This is a genomic window from Bacteroides clarus YIT 12056 (assembly GCF_900129655.1).
GTDB lineage: Bacteria > Bacteroidota > Bacteroidia > Bacteroidales > Bacteroidaceae > Bacteroides > Bacteroides clarus.
Genome location: NZ_FQWK01000005.1, coordinates 131,596 through 157,058, shown reverse-complemented (window position 1 = coordinate 157,058; position 25,463 = coordinate 131,596). Strand labels below are relative to the sequence as shown.

Sequence of the window (25,463 nt, the reverse complement as noted above, 5' to 3'; positions counted from 1 at the left end):
TTACTTTGATACCTTACGAACTAAGCGCCAATAACGAGTAGGTTTTGACTGGTATTTACTACCCGTTTTGTCTGCCTCCCATTGCCCCAAACGAATAAAGAAAGCTTTTGAGGGGTCAGCACTTTCCGTACTTGTCCAATAAACATCAATAGTAGTAAGATTGGAGTTCATCACATCGCCACCACGATCCGTAAACAATTTATCCCAAGCTTCACGTGCTGATTTTTCTGTATCTGTAATAGCATCAGGTTTCAAACCTGGAGCTGATGCAGGTCCCCCATTATAAGCTATAAATACATCATTCATTTCCTCTATGGCAGGAACATACCAACCATCATGGCAATAATTCAGCACAGGAATTTTATCAGCAAAACCACATAGTGTCATCATCTCTGTATTAACAGCCCCATCATTACGATCTGTACATCCAACAGCAGTAGATTTAACAGATTCATCAGATACCCAACTTAACGGCTGTTCAATACGTTTCAACGCAAGTATCTTAGCCTCATTACCCTCGGCCCAAAAAACAATACCACCTTCAGCAAGCTGTACACCCTTATCCATATCTACATATTCACCAATAGTAAATGCTGATGCAACCGGCATTTTTTCCTGAGTAACAATTACTTCCACCGTAGCTTGATTATCTTCAGAACCTGTGGTAAAAGTAACAGTAACAGAACGTTCTTTATCACTTGTATTAGCAGAAAGCGCAGTAAAAGTCACGATATCTTCATTCTGCTCTGCTTTAATCCAAGTAATATCTTCACCTTCAACAATATAAGTATATGTATCTTTGTTTGTAGTTACAGTCACTTCCTTTGAGGCTCCTTCTTCACTTGCCAAATCAACCTTAGAAGGGGACACTTTCAAAGTAGCTGGTTCTTCAGGGAATTTATAGTTACCTACTAGCTTCATAGCACGGGCATAACGAGTTGAGCCTTCTTTAGAGCCACCTTGTGACAAATACTTCCCAAAACGTACATAAATAGCGTTCTTTCCATCGGCTACTGTAGAGACCTCTGTACTAGACCAGTAACTTTCACCTGCTCCTGTAGCTGCCGAATTAATCGGATCACCTCCTAAGTCAGCCAGCATCTTCTCAAATTTAGCACGAGCTGATTTTTCTGTATCTGTAATGGCTTCTGCATTATTAGCGACAAATGCCGGATCATCATGAGCAATACCATTATAGGCATCAAATAATTCAGCAAGCTCTTCAGATGCAGGCATATACCATCCTTCTCCGATACTGGTACAGAACACCACTGCATCATTAGGTGAAGGACTAGCAAAAAGAGCTGTGTTTTCTATACCATTTACAGTGGAAAAAGCACCGTTCATCTTATAAGGTAATTCACATGCGCCTACCCGACGTTGTAAAGAAATAGCCTTACCGACCTCAGGATTTTCAGGATCCACCCAAAATATCATACCCAAACCGTCTTCCGTCAAATCACCCACTTTCAATAATTTGATTTCTGACTCTTCCAACTCACGCTGTGTAACAGTTATCTCTTGCATCCATTCACCAGAATAAAGCTTAACAAGTGCAATGCGCGGTTCTCCAGTCTCATTAGCAGCCGTGATAGTATAAATAACACGACGCTTATTTACATCTACCGAAAGCCAATCAGCATCATATTCAGCTGTTATATCATCCGCCGTTGTATTTATAACTACAGTAGCTGAAGACCCTATGTTTTTATATAGTGTAACTTCTGTTTCACTATTATTGAATTCCGGCATAATTCTCACTTCATTATACTCCTTACAAGAGGCGAGAATTAGGCACAGAAGGAATGAAATCCATGTCAGTTTTTTCATATTATAATTTCTTTTCTTAGATTTATAAATAAAATAGGTCACACATTATTTCCACGGGTCACTTTGAGGGAAAACATCCGCTCCCATCAAATCCACCTGATTCTGCGGAATAGGCCATGTTTCATGTTTACCATCCACAAAATTCCGGCGGCACTCGGCATAATCTTTATCCAAATAAGGATCTTCCGATTTCAAATCGCCACCATGCAAACGAACACGTTCACCCAAAATACCTAAACGCTTCAGTAACGGCCAACGCACTCCTTCAAAATGAAGTTCACGAGCATATTCATCCAAAAGCATATCAAGTGTTAAAGGGCCGTCTTCATGATCATTACCTGCACGTTCCCACGTTTCATTGTAATATTCAATAGCCTTTGGACTACTACCTCCATCACGATGGAAATAGGCTTCAGCACACATCAGATAGGTTTCAGCCAAACGGTATACTATCAAATCGCGGAAACTTGTAGTACGGTCAGGCTGGTCGGCATTAGTCCATTGATCAAAATGTTTTTTTGACATAGGATGCAGTTTTTCCATATAGCCGGCAGATGTTCCATACAAATCTTTTGGAATCTCTTGACCGAATTTTGCAGATTTAGGATCATTATAATAGAACGTATGAATGAAAAGGTCTTTATAACGATTATCTTTAGCCTGGTCGTAAAGACTGAATAAATAAGTATTAGGATATACACGTCCCCAACCATATCCGCCATTTTTAGCTTCAAAAGTACAATCGGCATTAGACTGATAACGAGTAGTCGTAATAATTGCCGCACGATGTCCCATCAACGGTGTACCACTTCCGCCACCACCTAAGTTTGTTGAAAACTGGTATGCCCACAATACCTCTTTTGAACGAAAGTCCGGACCATTAAACACATCACCGGTTTTATCTTCCATAGAGTATGTACCATCCTCAAAGATATCTTCACACTCTTCGATGGCTCTATCATAATCTTTATCCCACATAGCCACCTGTGCACGCACATGCTTAGCAGTAGCTTTTGTTATACGACCATAATCTCCGCCCTCTGCTTTCCAGTCAAGCATCTCAATAGCAGCATCCAGGTCGCCACGAATCACAGTAAATATGTCTTCTTTACTGGCTGGAGTAAAATCACGTTCCAAATTGCTTACGGTAGTAGGCTCAGTATTTAAGTACAGACGTTCAAAGCGCTTCCATAATTCAAAATATGCTCGTCCACGAAAAAATTTGGCTTCTCCATAAGCACGACGTGTCAAAGGATCTGGATCTTCTATTCCCAGCGCTTCCGCTCCCGCTATCACCTCATTAGCTTTACCAATAATAAAATAATGCTGTTGCCAAAAAGCTTCTACATCACTATTATTCGGCATGAAATTTTCAAGTTTAGCAATGGCAGTACTGGTTCCGGCACGAAAAGCCATAAGATCAGTTGTATAATCACACATACTCACAACATACAAATTACCGCTTCCGCCATTATCTGCACCTTTGGCAATTTCTCTATCCAGCGCATATAAACCTATTGCTGCACGATTCAAGCCATCAGGAGAGTTAGTCAGGTAATCAACTGTTATATTTGTTTTTGACTCAGGATTCAGAAAATCTTCACAAGAAGACAACAGCATGGCAGATGATACTGCCAAAGCCGCTATATATAATATCTTTTTCATGTTTTACACGTATTGATTAGAATGAAACATTAATTCCAAATACATACTGTCTTGATTCAGGATAAGCTCCCGGTGTCAACTCAGGACTATAAGACTTAAAGTCTGTAAATGTCAATAAGTTAGTTGCTGTGGCATAAACTCTCAGACGTGACAGAGAAATATGTTTTATCCACTCTGTCGGGAAAGTATATCCTAACTGCAATGTACGTAAACGGATATAGGAAGCATCCTGAATAGCCAATGCACCATGATAGGGTACATTCGTATTATGGCTGGGACGCGGAAATTCATTCGATGGATTAAATGGAGTCCAATAGTTAACTTTGATACCATTTAATTTACCCTGCAAAGAACCGCCACTATTAGATTCATTCAAATAGGCATTCTGGATCTTACGACCGGACACACCATACCAATCCATGTAAAAGTCAAAACCTTTCCATTTTAGAGATGTATTCAAAGATAATGTAAAATCAGGATCTTTAGATATCGGGGTACGGTCATCCGCATTAATTTTACCATCACCATTTATATCTTTAATCTTCACAGAACCGGGTTTTACATCGTCTTCTCGTGAAAGTGCTTTATCCGCAATACCATCCCCATCCGTATCAATAGTGGGTTTCAGAGTATACTCCAATTCATTATAAGGATTACGTTTAATATCAAAATCTTCATACTGATAAATGCCATCCGGTACATAATTATAATAAACATTGATAGGCTCACCAACAAACCATTTATTTCCGGGCTGACTCAATGGCTTGCCGTTTTCATCAACTTGATCATCAATCTTCACAATTTCATTAGCATAATGACTAAAATTGGCACCTAAACTCCAAGTCAAATCTTTTGTACGGATAACATCGCCACTAATATTTATATCTACCCCATGAGACTTGGTTTCCCCCAAATTATCAAGCATATTTTCATAGCCTAATACTGAATTGATCTCACGTTTTACAAGTAAATCCGTTGTTCTAGTTTGATAATATTCTATTGTTCCGGATAATCTATTTTTGAAAAAAGCAAAGTCAACTCCCACATTCGTAGTACGAGATTGCTCCCATTTCAAATTAGGATTGGACAATTCCTTTCCTGGAAGATAACCCATATACATATTATCGCCAAATTCATAACGATATTCATTAGCCAAACCAAGAGTTGTATAGTTTCCAATACCATTTTGATTACCTACAATACCATAGCTCAAACGCAATTTCAAATTATCAATCCAAGACACATTGCGAAGAAACTCCTCCTGATTTATGCGCCATGCTAAAGCTATAGAAGGGAATGTACCCCACTTATTGTTTTTACCAAAACGGCTTGAGCCATCGCGTCTGACCGCTATATTCATAATATACTTATCCATAAGCGTATACGAGGCACGTCCCATAAACGACACCAAATTATTCTCAGAGAATGTTCTGACCGGTTTTCCGCTAAACTCACCGTTTGCAATAAAATCCCACCCCATATCCACTGGTAGTGAAGCTGTAGAATATCCTAACTCTTTGGATTGAGTATGATCTACAGACTGTACAGCAGTCAAAACTAATTTATGATTTTTGTCTCTGAAAGGAACATCATACGTAAATATGTTTTCTATCAAATAACTTCTTTTCTCATTATTTGCTAATTTTGCAGTAGCGCCTCCACCGGGATAATCTGTTTTTTTTGCTTCCCCATCTTCTTGTTGTCTATTATAAAAAGATGTATTCAAACGATAATTAAATCCCTTAAACGGTTTCAGTTCCAAGAATAAATTAACACGATAGCTGTTGTTTTTTATTTCACGATTATAATTTTGCGCTCTATAAAGAGGGTTGACGTCATTGGCTGAATTAATATACTTAGTATAAGTTCCATCCTCCTCATACACCTTGGCTAATGGTGTACGGGTAATAAATTCTGTAAAATTCCCATCTTCACGTTCGCTCTTCGTTAAAGCATAAGAAGTATTTACACCAAAATTAATCCATTTATTAACCTTATAGTCTACATTCAAACGAAAAGCGGCCTTTTGATAGCCGGAACCAGTAGTTACCATACCGTCCTGATCAAAATAATTAAGTCCTGCAGAAACACGAAGTTTGTCGTTTCCACCACGTACAGTTATATCATGGTTTTGATATAAGGCATTCTTCAACATTAAGTCTTCCCAATCAACAAATTGCCCGCTTGCCCATACTTCTTTCATCACATCATCACTAAGCGCTTCTGAAATAGACATCTCACGAGCATCAATGATACCTTTATCATTTGCCATAGCCTCACGTCTCAACATCACATACTCTTCAGGAGAATAAAAATCAAAATTACGCCACAAGGATTGAATACCTACATATCCGTTATAATTTACTTCCATCTTACCTTGTGCCCCACGTTTAGTAGTCACCAAAATGACACCATCGCTAGCACGTGCACCATAGATAGCCTGTGAAGCAGCATCTTTCAGAATCTCAATAGACTCAATACTTTCAGCACTCAATGTGCTAAATTCTTCTCCATCTGATACAGAGCCATCAATTACATATAAAGGAGTATTCTGTGCACTAATAGACCGATTACCGCGAATAGTAATTTCCGGTGCAGAACCCGGTCTGCCCGAAGCACTCGTTACATTGACACCTGCTACACGTCCACGAAGCATATCACCAACATTACCTGCCGGAAAACTCTTCATTTCATCAGTCTTAACAGAAGCTACAGAAGTTGCTACATCACTCTTTCGCTGGTAGCCATAACCTACCACTACCACCTCATCCAATAATTCGGAGTCTTCAACTAAAGTTACATTAATAACTCGTTTATTACCGACTTTGAGTTCCTGTTCTACATAACCTATATAAGAGAATACAAGTGTAGCACTAGCGGGTACCTCAATAGAATATTTACCGTTTGTATCGGTAATCACACCGGTGGTTCCCCCTTTCACATGAACATTCACTCCGATCAATGAACCTTGTGCATCAGATACAACACCTGTCACTCGTACATTTTGTGCATGTATGCCCACCATGATCAATAGAAACATGACAGACACAATTAGTTTTAGACGACTGTTTTTCATTTATACATTAAGATTAAAATTATTTAAATATGATAGAACAAAAGTCACAAAAAAGATAAAGTTATCATAAAAGGATTGTACGAAAAGAAAGCACTATCATACGAACCCACACTTCATACTACCAAATAGCCAGTTTTGGCCCATTTTTAGATTCTTTCGTACCAAAAGAACAACTTTTGCCATTATCAGAATCATCACCCAATTGTCTGACCTCCCTTATTAATACAAAAGTTATTTCCTGTTCCCTACAATTACGGAGTAATTCTGTAACATCCAGTTGATGATAAGCAACTGTTTCGTCCACTACAATTTCACCTGCTACATGTGCAGTACCCCCAACGTCCGTTATACGAACCTGTTTTCCTTCCAAATTAGGAGCATTTTTCCAGTTTAAAGTATTCTCATCCCAATTATTATTATCCAAAGCGTAAACATGGAAACGATAAGGATGTCCGACAATAGAATTACCATATATCTGGAATATGGCAGCATTTATTTTTTGTCTATCCACTCCAGACAAATCAAACTTAACGTAGCTTACCTGGTTTCCATTTATCCGGGAAGCATTCATCTCCACATTCATCATTTTAGCTTTACCAAAGTTCTTTTTATCATTCCTACCGGCTTTTACCACCGCATCATCTACAGCTACTAATGTGTTTAGCGCATTCATGCGAACAGGAATAGTAAGAAGCATTACGCTTTGGGCAGGAAGTTCAAAAGAAAGTTGCCCATTCTCCGAGATTTCTTTCGACCAAACCACCTCACCATAAGCATTTGCACTTACTTCTTCAGCAATTACTCTGGTGCCGGTGGGTAGGTCTAATGACTTCATATTCAAAGTCAAATTATTTGAAAAGTGTTTGCGTTGTACAAGCCATATATAGTATCTCATTTCTTCCGGATTAAAACAGGTTATGGCATCCACATCATTATCAGCAGCAGATTTCACCGTACTTAATAAAGGACGTTCATTCTTAAATCCTTTTGCAAAAAGACGGACTACTTCACCAGTGCGCTGAATACCGCTTATATCATAAGAAGAAGGAATATCTTTTACAGATTCCGAATCAAATAATTTAATTTCTCTCACCTTTATACTTCCCTTATCGGTTGACACAAACCGAACTTTAGAAGTCGTAACAGGAGTATCAAACAAGAAGAAAGACTGAGCGTAACGTGCATTCTTTTCCATTGTTTCCTTTATATCCGTCCAAGCGGTACCATCCCAATATTGTAAACTGAAGTTTTTCACGCGGTCAGGAGAAGTATAAACTCCATAGGAAGAACCTGTATAGACGACTGCCCCACCCAAAGAGTAACTTTTACCCAAATTAATCTCCAAACGCTTTTCTTCATCCGTATCTGAAGAAACCCACATGGAGGCATCTGCTTTATCTCCATCTGTTATTGTTTTCACGGTTACTCTATGAGAGGAAGTCAAGTCTGATGTTTTCTTACCCAATGCCACATTATTATAAGCATCCTCTACAATCCGTTTTCCCTGCCAGATAAAATGATGCCCTGACTTGATTCCGCGCGGATATGTGCCACTGGTAGTATTTGCAAACTTAAAAGCCCACATGCCATAGCCTTGATTAAGCGTATTATTCGCATATTCACCTGCCCATTCCGTAAATAAAGAGGGAGAATCCATTGTTTCTTCCTTATCTATCAGATAAGCATTCATCCAGCGTCCGGTCTCTGTATAGACTATTGGCAGAGATTGTTTCATCGGATGGTTTTCCACGATAATTTTTCTTATATCAGAAACCTTAGATGCATAACCCGCAGCCGGCAGATTATAAGAATGAGTGGAAAATATATCCAATAAATCTCTGTCTGAGGGTAAGCCACGATAGTCTATACGCAAATTTTTCACTACTTCCGCCCACCAATTCGCATTCGAGCCTGCTGTAACAGGGCTTACAAAACGCGACTTCAAACATTTCCCATACAGTCTGTTCACATCCTGTACTGCACAATACACAGCATCCGAAACAATCTTCATGGCATCCACATACTGTGTTATCTTCATAGGACCCGCATGGCGATGGTTCGGTTCGTTATGCATAGCATACATGGTTACATCTCCGGTCTTGGCCGCATAAAAAGCAAGTGCATAGAAACGTTGCCACTGCTTCCATTTATTACTCCACGTACCATCGAAATCTGTAGAATTTATCTGAAGAACAGGTTCTATATTCAGACGTTTCAATTCTTTCAATGCATATTCAAAAACCATCGAATTAGTAGAAAACTGTTTTTTACGACAATTTTCCAAAACCGGTTCCCAACGAATAAAGCGGTTACATTCCGGATTATTTCTCAATTCAGTCTTACATACTTCAAAATCATCCAAAGTAGCCACTCTTTCATCATTCAGTACGGCTGACTGAGGAACATAATCATTCAAGGATGTCCAAACTCGCAAACTATTTACATTGGAATATTCAAGCCAACCGGAAATATTACTTCCCGGGAAATAATATCCTTGGTTATAAGCCACATACTTCATTGATTTCCCAATAACCTCTTTGGTTATTGTTACCTGCATTTCTGTCTTCGAAGGCTCCTGAACGGTTGTCTGTACTTCATTTATTGTCACAGGTACAGGCATATTAACCTTTTCCTTACCATACACTTCAAATTCATTAATCCGAATCGGCTCACCATCTGTGGACACCAGGCGAATCTGAAAAGTCTGTAAGGTAGGTTTAAAAATAAATTCAAGTTTATCCAACCGGTTTTCCGTACATTCCGTATCCGGTAAATCCGTCCAGTTGGCATCATCCCAATACTGAATCTTAAAATTCTTCATCGACCAAAATCCCGGAGCTTTACCTTTTTCCGATTCTGTCAACTCATTTTCCGGAATACCAGTATAGATAACAATCTTATTGATATCATAATATCGCTCCAAATTAATATCCAACATATGAGGAGGTCGCGCACTTTCGGCACTCATCCAAGTTGATTTACGTGAAATAACTCCGTCCGTCACATTAGATGCCGGAAATTTCTCCTGTTGTGACGATGCAGTCACCGGCTTACGTAACGCCACATTTACGTCATCGGCTTGCAATCCTAAAAATGGCACTGCAAGAACTCCGCATATTAAAAACAGCTGTTTCTTAAAACTCATAAATTATTTTTTAATGAACTATTTACTTTTGAGAATAGCAAGCCTCATAAGCAGCCTCAGCATATCTCCTACCTAAAATTATTTGGCTGTCTGCGCTAAAGTGAGGATCACTTTCATTAATCAAAGGAACCAGTTCTCTGGATGACACACAATAAGAATATGGAATATGCTGAGGAACTGTACGTAACATTTTATTAAATGCCTCCGAAGTTCCATTTGCCCGCCAATCGGCAATCTCACCTACTATAACAGGAAGGTTCTCATTTCCCACATCTTGCCGTAAATCAGCGACCAACTTCTTTAGTTTCTCCATATACAGTCCCGGTTCCCGGCTGTCCGATTCACCCTGGTGCCAAATAATAGCTTTCAACTTACCATATTTCATGGCTTGACGTATGCGCGATAAAGCTTCACCATAATAATCATCCCGTGCCCCTTTCAACCACGAGTTAATAGAACTGCCACCGCGTGCATTCACTACCAGCCCTAATTGATGTCCGGTTTTCTCTGTTATTGCCTTTGCAAAAGAATAGGCAGGACCTACACCCTGCAAATCCAACTGCTTGCGAATAGTAGAATATTTGTTCAAAGGATTCCTTGCTTGTTCCATTGTACCGGTAGGGGTCAGCAAATACACATCTTTAATACTACTTTTATAATTATCAGTAATATATCCACGACCTGCCATGTTAGACTGTCCTATGAAAAGGAATAAATCCAATTTAGGTACCACCGGTTCAGGGTTGACATATACACCTTCCGTTTCCAGTCGATAACTGTCGGTACGAAAAGGACATGCAGGAAATCCCTCTCTATTAAAGAAATTAGGATTCGCACTATTTACCCACAGGTAACGGACATCGATAGGAGCCTGCACCTGCTCACTGCTTACTCGTACCTGACTATTACTAACGATGACCGCTTCGGCAGGATAGAACTTACCATCCTTACCTGCAACCATAAATCCGGAGAGTGAAGCAGCTCCATCTTTAGCAATAATCCCGGTACCTGTATTTATAAAATCAAGAAGTAAACTGCCATTTCCCGCTTTTGATAATTTCTTAAATTCAGGCCCTTGGTAAATAGTCTTTTTACCATATACTTTCCCTAAGGCTAACTGCGCCAATCGCCAACCTACCGTATCTTTTACAATCGGATGAATATCTTTAGGGTTTCCCTGATCAAAGGCGACCGCCATTCCCGTATTTTTCACACGAAGTGAAGTTAGATATTGTGCCTCACGCAATTCATTCCAATAGCGGGTTTTTGTTTCAAATCGAGGCAGCTGTACAAATAAGAAAGGAATATCTCCCTGTCCCCATGAAGTCCTCCACTCTTTAATCATAGCGGGGAATAATTTGCGGTATTGCGCCCCTCTAGCAGTATTCGATTCTCCCTGATAAAAAATGAATCCTTTCAATGTGTATGGACAAGCTGCACTCAACATTGTTTCGGACAAACCTACCGGACGGCGGAAATTCCATTTTCCCATAGGTTCCGACGGTTTGTTAATGTATCGTTTCTTCTCTGCGCTCAACTTGTTGTATTCTGCCAAAGAACTGTGGTAATTATTATACAATTTCTCATATTCGCCAGGACGATAAGAGTTGGCAATACTATCATAGTATTCCAGCAGCGGACGAAAATCTTTATCAGACATCAATAATTTCCGGCTTGTCCATGCCTCAACCGTCGTCCCACCTACAGGAACTTGAATGATACCGATAGGAATATTCAGCTCTTTATGTATGTTCTTGGCAAAATAATAGGCTATAGCTGCAAAATCTGTCGCTGTTTCCGGCGAGCATGCCTTCCAAGATGTTCCGGGTACTTTTTGTTCCGGGTAAAATTTCCTCGGTACCTTATAATAACGTATCTGAGGATAATCAGCCAAAGAAATTTCTGCCTGCGCATCTTTTACCCTGCGTAGGGCAAATTCCATATTTGACTGACCACCCGCCAGCCATACGTCACCTACGAAAACATCCTTGAAACAAATCTTATGATTACCATTTACAATTTCCAGCTTATATGGTCCTCCGGCCTCTCCGGTCTTTAAATCGACCGTCCATTTGCCTTTTGCAACCACGGTCTTCCGGTTTTGTCCTTCAAAACGGACTTCAATCTGCGAACCGTCCGTTCCTTCACCCCAAACCTTTACATTAGCATTACGCTGCAACACCATATGGTCTGTAAAAATATCAGCAACGGCAAATCTGTCATTTGCCAAAAGAGCAATACTTATCAGTAATAAGTATAAAGAAGATAAAATGCGTTTCATAGTTTTATTCGGATTTTAAATACCTCTGCAAAAGTGTCCGTTTATCCTATGAAAGCATATAACAATCGTTCTTTTGTACAGCAAAGTTGTACAAAGGGCCTATAAACAGAATAAGTTGCACCATTCAAGCAGTACAACTTATTCGATTAAACATTATTTCCGAGTCTGTTTCATACTTAATATGGTTTTCAGCAGAATCGTGCGCCTATCTCCTTTCAAAGATACCTTCATCGCATTCTTTATATGAGAAATATCCGTTTCAATACTTAATTGCTGCTTAGGCAAAATTACATACTCCTTTCCCGCTTCATTGTTTACGGAAAGACTGATACGGATAGGTTCATCCACAGGATTCTCTAATACAGTAATCATTATATTCTTCTTTTCCGGTAAAGTTATGTAAAAATACCCCTCGCCTGTTACAGATGATTTTTCAATAAGCGGGCTTCCTCCTCGCGAAAACGTGAACGGAGCCATCGGTCTTCTCCCATAGGGTACATATTGTACACCCGGTTTTGAATTCCAGCCACCATATGCCCCGGCATATTGATAGCCATACTCATCAATCTTCAACTTATATTTGGTATCCTTCTCCTGCCCTTTCGGAATAATAGGAACCGTATTTACCATCAAACCATTACAAAGAGCATTCACAATACCTCGCTCAGACGCATAATCTCCCCAAACAATAGAGTCACTCACTGCCACATATGGTTCATGCTTTTTATCAGTAGCCATATAATGTAATACATTTGAAAGAAGTTTATCTGCCACCGGATCCGTTCCACAATGATTTATCAAATCGAAACCCGACAATAACACAGACCCTTTACCCATAAACATCTCCGACAAAGCAGTTGCCGATAACGCACGACTATAATTAGCAAGAATTGCCACGTTTTTCAAATCAGCTGCATGCAAGTCATATCCTCTATCCACCGGATAAATAGCAGGAAATCCCTTTTGCGACTCATCATAAGAAGTATAATCAGACCAAAGTTTAAAACGTTTCGGTGTCAGCCCTTTAAAGACCGGATGATAAGGACGCTCAAGATTAATATTCATACCGTCTTTATATGCCAAAGAAGGAGACAGGTAAACCGGATTATTATTACTGTCTTCCAAGAATTTAACCGAAATCGGTAGCCATGATTGATTGAATCTAGCCGGATCCTGCTCCAGACAAACAACGCGTCCTCCTTTCTTTATATACTCCCTTAATTGTTCAACCTGACTGTTTATGTTATTGTCCCAAGAATCCTTTCCCAAAACTAAAATGGAATTGCGAGGTAAATCCATAACCGTATGTATCGGCTTCACCATATAACCAAGCTTTTGCAAGCAACTGCGGGTTTGTTCCCCCGCCGAAGAGTCATATACATAAATCGTTTTTCCAATTGCATCCTTATTATTCCAATCCTGTCCTGCAATGAAAATCTCGCTCTCATTATGGGATATCTTCCTGCCATCCACCCAAATTTCACCTTTCAATACATAATCTCCCGAAGTTAAATCCCGGGGAATATCAATTGAAAGAGGACTCTTATATGTCCCATAGTAAGGAACAGACGGCAGTTCGATATCTCCTGACAAAAACGTCTCATTTCCTTTCTCAATCCGCCATTGCAAACGAGCGCCATTCAAATCATTGCAATAGTCATCATCATTAACCACATGAGCAACGACCGACAACTTATTTCCTGCATAAATCTGCGACTGCCAGTTTTCCCAACTCAGCAATATCGGTTGATAACTTGTCTGATACTGCCACGCCACAGGTTTCGGTTTCATTTCTGCAAACGACTTTACTCCATCCCAATTATGGAATATTATGGTAAAAGGCATAGTACCTGCAAGATTACCATTCTGGCATCTCAACCGACGAAACAGTTCCGTAGCATTTTTTAGGACAAAGGCTTGATATGACATAGCAGCCTCAGCTTGTTCTTCATTTGGCAGATGGCCGGTCCAACACTTTTGCGAACCGGGCTGCTTAGTCCGGGAACAAAGGTTGAAACGCCCGTCTATCCCCGTATAGTTACCCACACACTCAGTAAATGTAATAGGCTGAACTCTACCCGGATTCTGCCACATACTTTTATCACGCATGTTTAGATAAGTCAGAAAAGTGTTGTAATACCACCCCCAATACCGGTGTACATCATAAATATCACCTGATTTTCCAAGTCCATAGCCAGTATTACCTATATACAACCTGGTATCATCCCATTTCTTGAGTTCACCACACATTTTTGTCAGAAACTCCCGATACCGAGCTCCAACTTCACCTTCAGGCGGCATTTCATTAGCCAATATATAAATGACAACAGAAGGGTGAGGGCTAAACGGGCCTAAATCTATTTCCTTATATGTCTTAAGCGATAAATCAAAGTCTGCCGGCGGTGCAGTCTTGGTTCCATGCTTAGGACGTCCATAGCGACCGGCAAAAATCATCATGCCTTCTTCATCGCATACATCCATCCAGTTTTGGTCATCAGGAATACGAATGATATTTATATTCAAACTTTTCATAAAACGGACATAATCACGAGCGAACTCCTTACTTCTTTCCAAGGGCTCAGGTATCCCTCTTTCCGGCGGATTAATGGCATTACCTCGCAAATAGATAGGTTTCCCGTTCAGATAGAACACCCCATCCCGCATCTCAAATCTCCTGAAACCGATCCGTTTGCGTAAAACCTCAGTATTCGTCTTTATCTCAAGGTTATAAAGAACAGGAGTAACCGGACTCCACAATTCCGGATTCAAACCATCTATTTTCCATACTATTGTCGTATCGACTTTATTCTTAAAAGAAAACTCTTTTGAACGATTACACAATACCTCACCATTACGGGTATTAGAAATGACTGCATCAAGAGACAGGTGTTCGTTTGCCTCAGCGGACAAACTTATTTCAACTCTGACATCCTTATCAGTAGTAATCGGAGTAAGTTTATGAACATTTGCCGCCGACACGGCCAATGGACACAAAAAATACAGCGTGCATAGTAATTTTGTCTTCATAGTGTATATATAATAAGTAAGTTTATTCTTCACCTTTTTGATATTGGGCAGGAGTCACTCCAAACAATTCTCTAAAGCGCTTGATGAAATAGCTTGGGGAATTAAAGCCTACTTCATACGCTATTTCTGAAACAGTCTTCGTATCCATTTGCTTGAGGAGCATTTGCGCCTTCTTCAACCTGATATTCAGAATAAAGTCGTTCGGTGTCTGTCCCGTAATACCTTTAACTTTCAGGAAGAGTTTGGTGCGTCCCGTATTCATAGCCTGGGCAAACATATTCACATCAAAATCCGGATTATCCAGATTCTGTTCAACACAGGCTACACATTGTTCCATGAACTGATAGTCCGCGCTATTGGTTGCCAGTATATCTACATTATTATCCATTTGTTTCGCATATTTCTGCTGTAACAATTTTCTACTGTTCACCAGATTGTTACAACGCATAAACAAATGTTTCACATTAAAAGGTTTGGTTACATAGTCATCCGCTCCCATTTTTAACCCTTGCATGGTATATTCTTCAGCTGTTTGTGCCGTAAGTAATATCACAGGAATATGAGAAGTCTCGAAATTACTCTTTATCTTCCTGCACATCTCTATACCGGACATTTTGGGCATCATAATATCACTCAGTACAATATCAGGTTGTACTTCTTTTGTCTTTTCAAATCCTTCCTCACCATCCTGAGCTTCATAAACAGTATATATTTTAGAGAACAAACGCGCCAATAAACCTCTAAGTTCTTCGTTATCTTCTACAATAAGAATCTTGCTTCTTGTCTCGTCCGACTGATTATCCATATTTTCATCATCCACCACATCCGCCGGTACCTGCGAACCATATACTGTCAGTTCAGAGATACACGATGAATCAATATCAGGAGTAGCTATTTTCTGTGCATCGGTAATATGACTGTCTCCTAAAGGTAGTTCAACAACGAAAGTCGTTCCTTTCCCTTCCATACTCCGGACACTGATTTTCCCTTTATGGGCTTCGATTATACTCTTTGCAAGCGCCAGACCTATGCCTGTACCTTTCTGGTTATTCATACTGTCCACTTGATAGAAACGGTCGAATATCTTATCCAGGCTCTCTTCAGCAATACCCACTCCCGTATCCGACACAGTAACCACAACACTGTTCTCATATTCCTGTACCGACAGTGAAATCGTACCACCCAAAGGAGTATATTTAAAAGCATTGGACAACAAATTATAAATCACCTTTTCCAATTGTACCACATCGAACCAGACTTCAAGATTCTTATCCTTGTTAAGAAACTCAAGATTAATCTGCTTACCCCGCGCATACTCTTTAAAAGACAGATAAATTTCATCCAGAAAAGCGTAAATATCCTGCTTACTGTATTTAAACTTTTCAAAGCCTTGTTCCTGTTTTCTAAAATCCAATAGTTCGGTTATCAAACGTTTCATACGCAATGTATTCCTATGGATATTCACCAGCTTACTATACACCAAAGGTTGAATATCGCTTCGTTCCATCAGCATTTCCAATTGGCTCACAATCAACGTAAGCGGAGTACGGAACTCATGTGATATATTGGTAAAAAAGCGAAGTTTGGATTGGTTCAGTTCCTCAATCTGTTTCTTTTCTTTCTTCTCATACTCCAGTGAAGCCCTCAGTTTCAATTTTGATGAATAGAAACTCACCACCAAATAGACCGATATGATAATAATAGCAACATAAATACAATATGCCCAAGTAGATTTATAAAAAGGTGGTTTTACTATAATATCTATTTCTTTACAAATACTCTCCTTACCGGAATATTCTTCCGAACTTTTAATCTTCAATTTATATTCACCCGGATTGAGGTTTGTATAAGTAATGGCTTTACGGTAACCTGCACTCATCCAATCTTTATCAAACCCTTCCAACTTGTAATAGATTCTATTTTTCAATACTGATACATAATTGGATAATGAGAAGTTAACGGTTATAATGGAGTGATTATGATTTAAAGTGATCTGTGGCTGATACAGAATCGATTCCGTAAGAATTCCGGAACCGTCATTGGGCAAAATCTGCTGATTATTTACTTCCAATGAAGTAAAATTCAACTGATAAGGCTTCACATAGGAATTCAACTCTTTCTCGAAGAAAGAAATCATCATTTTAGGACCGGAAAGATATATCTCATTATCACTAGCCACAAACAAGCCATATGGATTCAATGCCGTCATAGGAAAACCATTCTGCTTATTATAGTTGTAAAAACGCTGGTTCTCCATATCAAAACGTGAGAATCCTTGGTTACTGGCTATCAGGAGATAGCCGGAAAGCGACTCTTTTATATCGAGTATATAATCATTGATTAAATCCGAATTATGCGAGTTAAACGATTTGAATGTATTGGAGTCTTGTTCGTACAGGAATATGCCATCCCCTGAAGAACCTGCCCAGATATTACCTTTCTTATCTTCAAAAAGTACATTAATCAAGTTCGGCCCAATGGCCTGTTTCGAAGTATTGGGAACAAAATACTCATTACGTTTCTGAGTCTCCAGATTATACTTTATCAATCCCAATGAGTAAGAAAACCACAGATTATTCTTCTTATCAACAAGCATATCTATAATTTGTCTGTTATTAAGCCGACTGTCATTCAATAGCTTCACACACTCTCCTGTTTCAGGATTGAAAAGACCAATCCCATTATGAGTAGCCAATAACAGGTTCCCTTTATAAGGAATAATTTTACGAACTATATCATTAATCAATGAATTCTTTTTCTCAGCATTATACCGGTAATTGGTAAACCGATATGTTTTCAGGTCCAAACGGTCTAATCCGCCCCGTAATGTTCCTATCCACAAAGCTTGGTTATCCTCATCTAGAAACAAACTCTGAATCGTATTAGACGCAAGAGAGTTCTTACTTACATCATGCTTATATTCAGTAAAGGTTCTTGTTTTTCTGTCGAGATAATTCACTCCGCCACCTTCGGTCGCAATCCATATTCCTCCCTTAGAATCCTCTATCATCCTTCCGGCAAAAGGAGAGGTCAGTTTTCCCTTTTGCGCTTCATCAGGATAATAATATGTATATATCTCATAGTCGGGATTAAACAGATTTACCCCGCCATAATACGTACCGATCCAGAAAGTACCCTGCCTGTCTTTCATCATACAGATAATAGAAGAATTACTCAAACTATACGGCTTATTATCTTTACTGTAATGAGTGAAAGTACCGGTTGCAGCATTCAGCTTATCCAAACCTTTAAAAGTTCCAATCCAATAATTACCCAAATTATCTTCCACAATACAGCGGACATAACTGCTGGATAGCATATTCTGGTGAGGAGCAGTCCCATAATTGGTTATTCCACCATTCCTGTCTAATCGAAAAAGACCGTCATCTTTAGTTCCTACCCAAATACTTTTTTTAGAATCTTCATAGATGCATGTTATATCTTTCTTAGGAAGATAGTTCAGCCATTTCTTATTACCGTCTATCATGTACAAACCATTGTTCATGGTTCCCACATATAAATTACCATCACTATCCTCAATTACACAAGACATACGCGCACCTTCCAGATTATAATAATAATCAAGTTTATCTTCTACGCGATTATAAGTAAACAAGGAATCTCTCGTACAAACCCACAATTGCGTATTACCGTAACTGATAGCCTGAATATCATTATCACGAATTGTATGAAAAGTATTTTTCTTTATATCATACTCAACAACCGCATATTTGCAGCGGATATAAATGTGCCCTTGCTTGTCACCGCAGATTGTACCTATATTATTATTGTACAAACTATTCTTATCATCCTTTACCGGACGGAAAACATAAAAATCGGTACCGTTATAGCGGTTCAATCCATCCTTAGTCCCTATCCAGATAATTCCGAATTCATCTTGATAGATAGATGTTACTGTCGGTTGCGAGATACCGTCCTCTACTCCGATTGCCTGAAAATGTATATTCTGTGCAAACGAAAAAGAAGAGAAGAAACAGAAGAGAAAAGTAAGATATTTTTTATACATATAACAGACTTTCTTTAATACGAAAAACAAACTTATGAATTATTCCCGAGGTATATCCAATAAAACAGTCGGTTTAACTAAGACAACCTCCTTTCCATCTTGCGCCAACTTATAGCAAAAATAGCGAGAAGAGACTACCACAAATATAAAAATAGAACGATTATATACTAATATCGTACGAAGGAAGCGGACATATAATATAAAAAGTGCGCCGATATCCCATCGTCGCACTTCTCACAATAGTTTCTATATTGTTAACTTCAAAAAATATTCTTATTGCAACATTCCCCGATAGTAGTTCTCAACGTCCCTCCATTTATAATAAGGGAACATATCGGTTTGTACCGGAATATGCACTTCATTTTCATTATGCATAATCTTTACCAGAATATCATCGGATTTCTCATTCCGGAAAAAGATAATCTGCACATTGGCAGCCATAGGAACCACCTTGAAATCACTCCATACCTTATAAACTTCATACGGATCGTTGACTGCAACATTACAATTCTCTATTTGCATCAGTGCCACCAAAGGAATCACATTACCATCGTGTCCAAAACGGAGAGTGGCAGCGATACCACCTTTTCGGATTGCTTCATCAGCACTATCCAAAATGTTTCTTAACAATGATTTGGCATTGGCTACTACAATACCCTTTCCATCGGTATGATTGGCATTCCCTACATAAAAACGATAATTGACACATTGCCACAAATCAAACAATTCCTGCGCCTCAAATAAATCATAGAAAGAAACTTTTGTTTCGGCATTCTGCATATCACTGGCTACCCAGTACATTCCCCACATCAGTTCTTTGGGATTTACCTTCTTTACAATAAAATGCTTATCTTTAAATAAAGCTGCGACCAGACGTTCCGGATTGGTATGAGCTTCTTCAAATTTCCTATATTCTTCAGCCCAAGGACCGTCATGAGAAGAAGTGAAACGGTTAGATTCATCTGTATGATAATTCAAATAATCCATATACTTCTCGCTCGCCTCATAAGAAATCCGCAAGCCGGGATTTAATTCTTTCAAACGGTCACCAAAAGCCACCATACTCATAGCACAGCGCAACACAACGGTAGAACGGGCAGATATAAAGGGATTGCCTTTAAACACCTCTGGAAATGAGGTATACATTCTTTCAGCAATGCCCCGGTGTTGCCTTACTCCCAATGGGGTTAAATCCCCACCATGCCCTTTCGCTTCCTCCCAAACTGTGAGCAAACGCTGATACGTATCTTCTCCCAAACCGGTAAGCGCTTGCGCACGATGCGCCTCCTCAAAAAGGTCTACCAACCATTTATAATCACGGTCGGCAATCAGATAACGAGAACCATGCCGTCCGTAATGACTGATATAAAAAGGTTTATATCCCTTAGGCGCTTTGGTCTGCGGAGCAAAATCCAAGGGATACGCCCAATATACTCCTCCCGTTTTCTCAGGAGTAGCAAACATCTCTTCTTTAGATGTCTGTGCCCCAAGCGGGGCACAGCACATTACTATCAAACTACATAATAGAATTTGTTTCAGCTTCATCATATCTTTACTTTATTACTTTATAACCATCGTTTTGTACTAAAGTAGGATTATTTGTCAATTCGCTCTCCGGAATAGGGAACAGATTATATTTATCATCCACATCCTCTCCCAAACGTACGCCATTTTTCCAATCCCAATTATTACCTTTCGTATATTTACCGAACCGGATCAGGTCGGTACGTCTTATCAATTCGGAAGCCAATTCCTTCTGACGCTCAAGCAGCAGAAAATCCAAATCAAGCTCATTGGCGCCAATCTCACCGGACACATCGGAACGTACACCGCTTTTCGCATATTTTCCAGACATATAAGCTCTTGTCCTGACTTCATTTACATATCCCAGCGCCTCGCTTTGTGTGCCACTTGCTCCGCGCAAAATAGCCTCAGCAGCCATCAAATAGGCATCAGCAGTACGGAACAACGGGAAATCAATAGAAGTATAAGCATCCCCCGAAGCGCTAAGTTCATCTTCTTTCGTTACGTTTCTCCACTTAATGTAACCATAACCGCATGTAAACGTACTCGTCATATCCATATTTACATCCCATGTATCTTTTACCTGATTAGGAAGAGCGGTCATAAACTGTGCTCTTTTATCTTTCTTGTTATTTCCCCAGGTATCATTGCCATCGAACATAACATCATCCGCATCGAACGCATCCACCAATGACACTTTAGCGCGAACATTGCCCCAACCTCTGGAACCAACACCTGTTTTATAGAGTTCATCCATAGGACCATTCACAAAAGCCTTCACATAGAAGTTCGTTCCGGCAGAACTCTGTGCGCGCAGACCATCCTGTACCAACGGCCAAATAATCTCCTTACAGGTATTATTATCGGCCAAAAAGATTTCGCGATAGTCAGAAGCCAACGGATAATGCCCATCAGCAATGACTTTCGTAGCATAAGTATATGCTTCCTGGTATTTATTCTCATTAATCCATGTCTGTGCATTCAAATACATGCGGGCCAGTAAAAACCAGCCGGCTACCCTATCGACACGTCCGTACTCATTGGTTCCCGGAGCCTTCAACTCATTCTCGATAGCCAATAACTCACTTTCTGCAAACTCAAAAATCTGCTTACGCGTATATTGTACCGGAATTTCTTTCACACCCGTATTTTCATCTACATAAGGAACCGCACCAAATAAATCACAAAGCATCGAATAGCAATAAGCACGTATGAAACGAGCCTCTGCACGATAACTCATATAGTCGTCTTTCATCTCTTCCCAAAGTCCTCTACCTTGCAATTTGCCTTCTGTGCATTCCCGCAAAAGTTCATTACAATAAGCGATACTCATATAAAGTCTCTGGTAGGTCCATGTAATGACTGAAGCATTGGAAGCATCCCACTGCAAATTCAAGCATTTACGCAATCCGTTGGAAGAGGAAGGCATCAGGAAATTATCCGTGCTCAACTCCTGCAAATAGAACAGCAGGCGTACATAACCGGAATATCCCTCATTAGCGCCTTCAAGGTCGCCATCTCCTCCATCACCACCTTGTTGCCCCGTCAAAATCAGTGAGGCATAACACTTTGCCAAGACACCGGTATAACCGTCTTTTGTCTGATATACCTTTTCACTTACCAGTTGGTTATCATCCAAAGGCATCGTGTCCAAGTCACCCAGACAAGAGACCAGACTTATGCCCGCGAAAAACAAAATAAACGAATAAGCAATTATATTTTTCATATTGTATAGTTTTAAGCCGTTAGAAATTTAAATTAGCACTTAATGAAAATACGCGTGGACGGGGATATACCTCTTTATCGATACCGCTGTAAATCTCCGGATCAATACCGGAATAGCTTGTAAAGGTAGCAACATTCTGCACACCGAACGTCAGGCGCAAAGAGCTGGAACTATTCCATAACTTCTGGAACGTATATCCCAAAGAAATATTGTCGATGCGGAAGAAATTGCCTTTCTCCAAGAAATAATCCGAATAAAGTTGTTGGTTCTGGAAACCGGAGTCTTTAGTTCTGCGTAATATATTGGAGAAATTTCCTTGATCGCTGTACACCGATTGCACATACTGGTCGGCAGCCACATAATTATATACATAGTTACCGAATGCCCCGTGTCCGCTAATGGCAAAATCCCAGTTTTTATAAGTAAGCTGGGTATTGAATCCCAGATAGGATGTCGGCAATGCGCTTTTGTTCGTGGCATATTTTGTTTCTGTTGCAGAGATAGAGCCATCCGGTTGCACATATTGCCCTTCGATAGGTTTACCTCCATCATCATAAGCCTGTTTTGCCAGATAGAAAGTATAGGGACGTTGACCTACCATAAATACCTGAACCGTCTTGCCCGTACCAGAAATAGCTCCTGTCTGCACAAAATTGGCATCCGAATCAATAACATTCAGCTTGGTTATTTCAGAATCATTCCATGTATAATTCATGCCCACTGTCCATTTCCAGTTTTTTGTATGCACAGGCACCGCATTGATGGCAAATTCCACACCTTTATTATCCATCTCACCGATATTGGTTGTAATGACGGAGGAATAGTTGGTTCCTGAAATTACATTGATAGTATTCAGCAAATCTTTTGTGTGGCGTTGATAGTAATCAATAGAACCGTAAATACGATTGTTAAGAAAACCGTAATCCAAACCGATATTATAAGTTTCGGTAGTTTCCCATTTAATATCAGAATCATAGCCGTTCGGGCGATAAGTATAGTACCATTTGTCACCGAATTGATAACAAGATTCCGGATAAGATACCGTAAAGGTAGTCATATACGGATAGTCATTCAGAATATCCTGCTGTCCGGTTTGACCATAGCTCAAACGCAACTTCAAGTCTGACAACACTTCCGAATCGCGTAAAAATGCCTCTTGACTGATCTTCCATCCCAATGCAACGGAAGGGAATAAGCCCCAACGGTTATCCTTGGCAAAACGTGAAGAAACATCTGAACGCAGAGTGGCTGTAATCATATAACGATTATCATACGAGTAATTTAAACGTCCATAGAATGAAAGTAGATAATATTCAGACTCATAATGATTTGGTGAGAACAGTTCTTTGCCTTCCGGAGAGAGAGTGGTCGCATCGAATTTTTTCCAGAAATGTTGCCAACCGTATCCCGCCATTGCGCTGAAATTATGCTTTTCATTGAACACATGAGAGTAGTTGGCATATAAATCCAACAAATAGTTACGCTTATTCTGTTTAGAATCATACATAAGTCCCGTACCGTCTTTCATGTTAGATGTATACATCATACCGGCCATATCGGGCACATTCTTAGTATATTTACTTCTCAATACATCATAACCCAAATTGGCGTTCAACTGTAAATCTTCCAAACGGTGCACTTTATAATTGATGGCAGCATTACCGATGGAACGGGTTACTTTATTATGCAAATTCTGCAATTCGAGTTGCGCCACAGGGTTATCGGTTTGAATAGCCATAGGAGAATTTCCATTCATCCAAATAAAGTAACCCAATCCCGGCTCATCGGCTCCCGTTGCACTTCCGGTCATGACAGGACGGGTAGGATCGTATCGGAGCGCATTATTAACGACGCTTTCATCCACCTTCTGATTATCCTCATACGAAACTTTAACGTTCAGGTCAACGGTAAGATGATTGTCAAAAAACTTAGGAGATATACCTCCATTAAAGGTAAAGCGTTCATAGTTATTTGTCTTTACCACACCATTCTGATTATTATAACCTACCGACAAACGGTAAGGTGCATTTTTCTTTACCTTACCGGAAACGGAAAAGTTATGTTCTTGTCCGAATGCCGTACGGTAAATCTCATCCTGCCAATCAGTAGAAACCGTACCCAAAGTCACGGAGCCCGGAACACCCGATACTGTAGGAACGAACTCACGGAACTCATCAGCGGAAAGTACATCCAATTTTTCCGTAATGGTGCTTACAGAAAGGTTAGTAGAATAGTTGAAACGCAGGTTGGAATCAGAACCTTTCTTAGTAGTAATTACAATCACGCCATTAGATGCGCGGGAACCATAGATAGCAGTGGCTGAAGCATCTTTTAATACGGTAAATGTTTCAATATCGTTCGGGTTGATACCTCCGATTACATTTCCGCCACCTTCAATAGTGGAGTTGTCCACCGGTACACCGTCAACAACAATTAGCGGATCATTGGATGCAGATAGTGATGCGCCGCTTCTGATACGGATAGTGGCGCCCGCTCCCGGAGCGCCGGAACTTGAAACGACATTTACACCCGGTACTTTACCCACCAAAGCATCTTGAGCGGTAGTACGTAAGCCTTTATTAAAATCATCCGGTTTGATAGCGGTTACCGAACCTGTCGCATCAGATTTCTTCACACTTCCATAACCTATAACGACTACGTCTTCGAGCATCTCACTATCTTCCTCCATCAAGATTTTCATCATTGGAGAAACGACCTTTTCCACATCTTTATAGCCGATATATTTAATAAGTAAAACAGCCTTGGGACTGCTGACGGTGATTGTAAAATTACCGTCCACATCACTGATAGTTCCATTTGTCGTCCCTTTTTCCAAGATATTTGCTCCGATAACGGGTAAATTTTCCCTATCAGAGATATTACCTTTAATAACTGTTTTTTGTGCAGAAACCCCTACACTGAAAACCAAAGCGAGCATCATAAACAGATACCGCCACTTTCTTCCAAAAGCTTCTGGATTTTTCTTGCCTTTCATAATGTTTTAAATTAAAGTGTAACAAAGTATACCACATTCGGTATAAAAATTAGATTGTAGGCGAAAGTAGATATTATATTTTCGCTTGACAAAGGTTATGAATGAAAAAGTAAGTAAAAGGAAAGATAATAAAGATACAGCACCCTTATTATCAATAAATTAACAAA

The 25,463-nt window shown here is 39.7% G+C and carries 10 protein-coding genes; all 10 read right to left on the bottom strand.

The genetic code is table 11. The annotated features are described in order from the left end of the window. Positions 1-1,830 carry a BACON domain-containing protein gene (locus BUB52_RS10145; protein ID WP_009122032.1) on the bottom strand — a complete coding sequence of 610 codons (1,830 nt, stop codon included), beginning with the start codon at positions 1,828-1,830 and terminating at the stop codon, positions 1-3. 45 nt (positions 1,831-1,875) lie between these two features. Then, positions 1,876-3,495, bottom strand: a complete 1,620-nt coding sequence (locus BUB52_RS10140) for a RagB/SusD family nutrient uptake outer membrane protein (protein WP_009122031.1) — start codon at positions 3,493-3,495, stop codon at positions 1,876-1,878. Positions 3,496-3,511: 16 nt separating this feature from the next. Then, entirely contained in the window at positions 3,512-6,571 is a 3,060-nt protein-coding gene (locus BUB52_RS10135; protein ID WP_009122030.1) for a SusC/RagA family TonB-linked outer membrane protein, read from the bottom strand. A gap of 118 nt (positions 6,572-6,689) precedes the next feature. Beyond that, positions 6,690-9,716 (bottom strand): DNRLRE domain-containing protein, encoded by a 3,027-nt coding sequence (locus BUB52_RS10130; RefSeq protein ID WP_009122029.1) that lies wholly within the window; start codon positions 9,714-9,716, stop codon positions 6,690-6,692. A gap of 22 nt (positions 9,717-9,738) precedes the next feature. After that, positions 9,739-11,997, bottom strand: a complete 2,259-nt coding sequence (locus BUB52_RS10125) for a sialate O-acetylesterase (protein WP_009122028.1) — start codon at positions 11,995-11,997, stop codon at positions 9,739-9,741. Between the two features lie 153 nt (positions 11,998-12,150). Continuing rightward, positions 12,151-15,024, bottom strand: coding sequence for a glycoside hydrolase family 2 TIM barrel-domain containing protein (locus BUB52_RS10120; protein WP_039950849.1), 2,874 nt, complete (start codon positions 15,022-15,024; stop codon positions 12,151-12,153). A 22-nt stretch (positions 15,025-15,046) separates the two neighbouring features. Next, a complete protein-coding gene (locus tag BUB52_RS10115) occupies positions 15,047-19,051 on the bottom strand; it encodes a hybrid sensor histidine kinase/response regulator transcription factor (RefSeq protein ID WP_009122026.1) in 4,005 nt (1,334 codons plus the stop codon). 273 nt (positions 19,052-19,324) lie between these two features. Next, complete coding sequence (locus BUB52_RS10110) at positions 19,325-20,599, bottom strand: histidine-type phosphatase (RefSeq protein ID WP_009122025.1); 1,275 nt, start codon at positions 20,597-20,599, stop codon at positions 19,325-19,327. Positions 20,600-20,603: 4 nt separating this feature from the next. Continuing rightward, on the bottom strand, positions 20,604-22,301 hold the full coding sequence (locus BUB52_RS10105) for a RagB/SusD family nutrient uptake outer membrane protein (RefSeq protein ID WP_009122024.1): 1,698 nt from the start codon (positions 22,299-22,301) through the stop codon (positions 20,604-20,606). Between the two features lie 19 nt (positions 22,302-22,320). Next, the gene (locus BUB52_RS10100) at positions 22,321-25,296 is read right to left on the bottom strand and encodes a SusC/RagA family TonB-linked outer membrane protein (protein WP_009122023.1); all 2,976 of its coding nucleotides are present in this window, start codon (positions 25,294-25,296) and stop codon (positions 22,321-22,323) included. Between the last annotated feature and the right edge of the window lie 167 nt (positions 25,297-25,463).

Coding starts and splice junctions, on each gene's coding strand:
- BUB52_RS10145 (WP_009122032.1), bottom strand. CDS start 1,830: ATGAAAAAACTGACATGGATTTCATTCCTTCTGTGCCTAATTCTCGCC.
- BUB52_RS10115 (WP_009122026.1), bottom strand. CDS start 19,051: ATGTATAAAAAATATCTTACTTTTCTCTTCTGTTTCTTCTCTTCTTTT.
- BUB52_RS10135 (WP_009122030.1), bottom strand. CDS start 6,571: ATGAAAAACAGTCGTCTAAAACTAATTGTGTCTGTCATGTTTCTATTG.
- BUB52_RS10110 (WP_009122025.1), bottom strand. CDS start 20,599: ATGATGAAGCTGAAACAAATTCTATTATGTAGTTTGATAGTAATGTGC.
- BUB52_RS10105 (WP_009122024.1), bottom strand. CDS start 22,301: ATGAAAAATATAATTGCTTATTCGTTTATTTTGTTTTTCGCGGGCATA.
- BUB52_RS10130 (WP_009122029.1), bottom strand. CDS start 9,716: ATGAGTTTTAAGAAACAGCTGTTTTTAATATGCGGAGTTCTTGCAGTG.
- BUB52_RS10140 (WP_009122031.1), bottom strand. CDS start 3,495: ATGAAAAAGATATTATATATAGCGGCTTTGGCAGTATCATCTGCCATG.
- BUB52_RS10100 (WP_009122023.1), bottom strand. CDS start 25,296: ATGAAAGGCAAGAAAAATCCAGAAGCTTTTGGAAGAAAGTGGCGGTAT.
- BUB52_RS10120 (WP_039950849.1), bottom strand. CDS start 15,024: ATGAAGACAAAATTACTATGCACGCTGTATTTTTTGTGTCCATTGGCC.
- BUB52_RS10125 (WP_009122028.1), bottom strand. CDS start 11,997: ATGAAACGCATTTTATCTTCTTTATACTTATTACTGATAAGTATTGCT.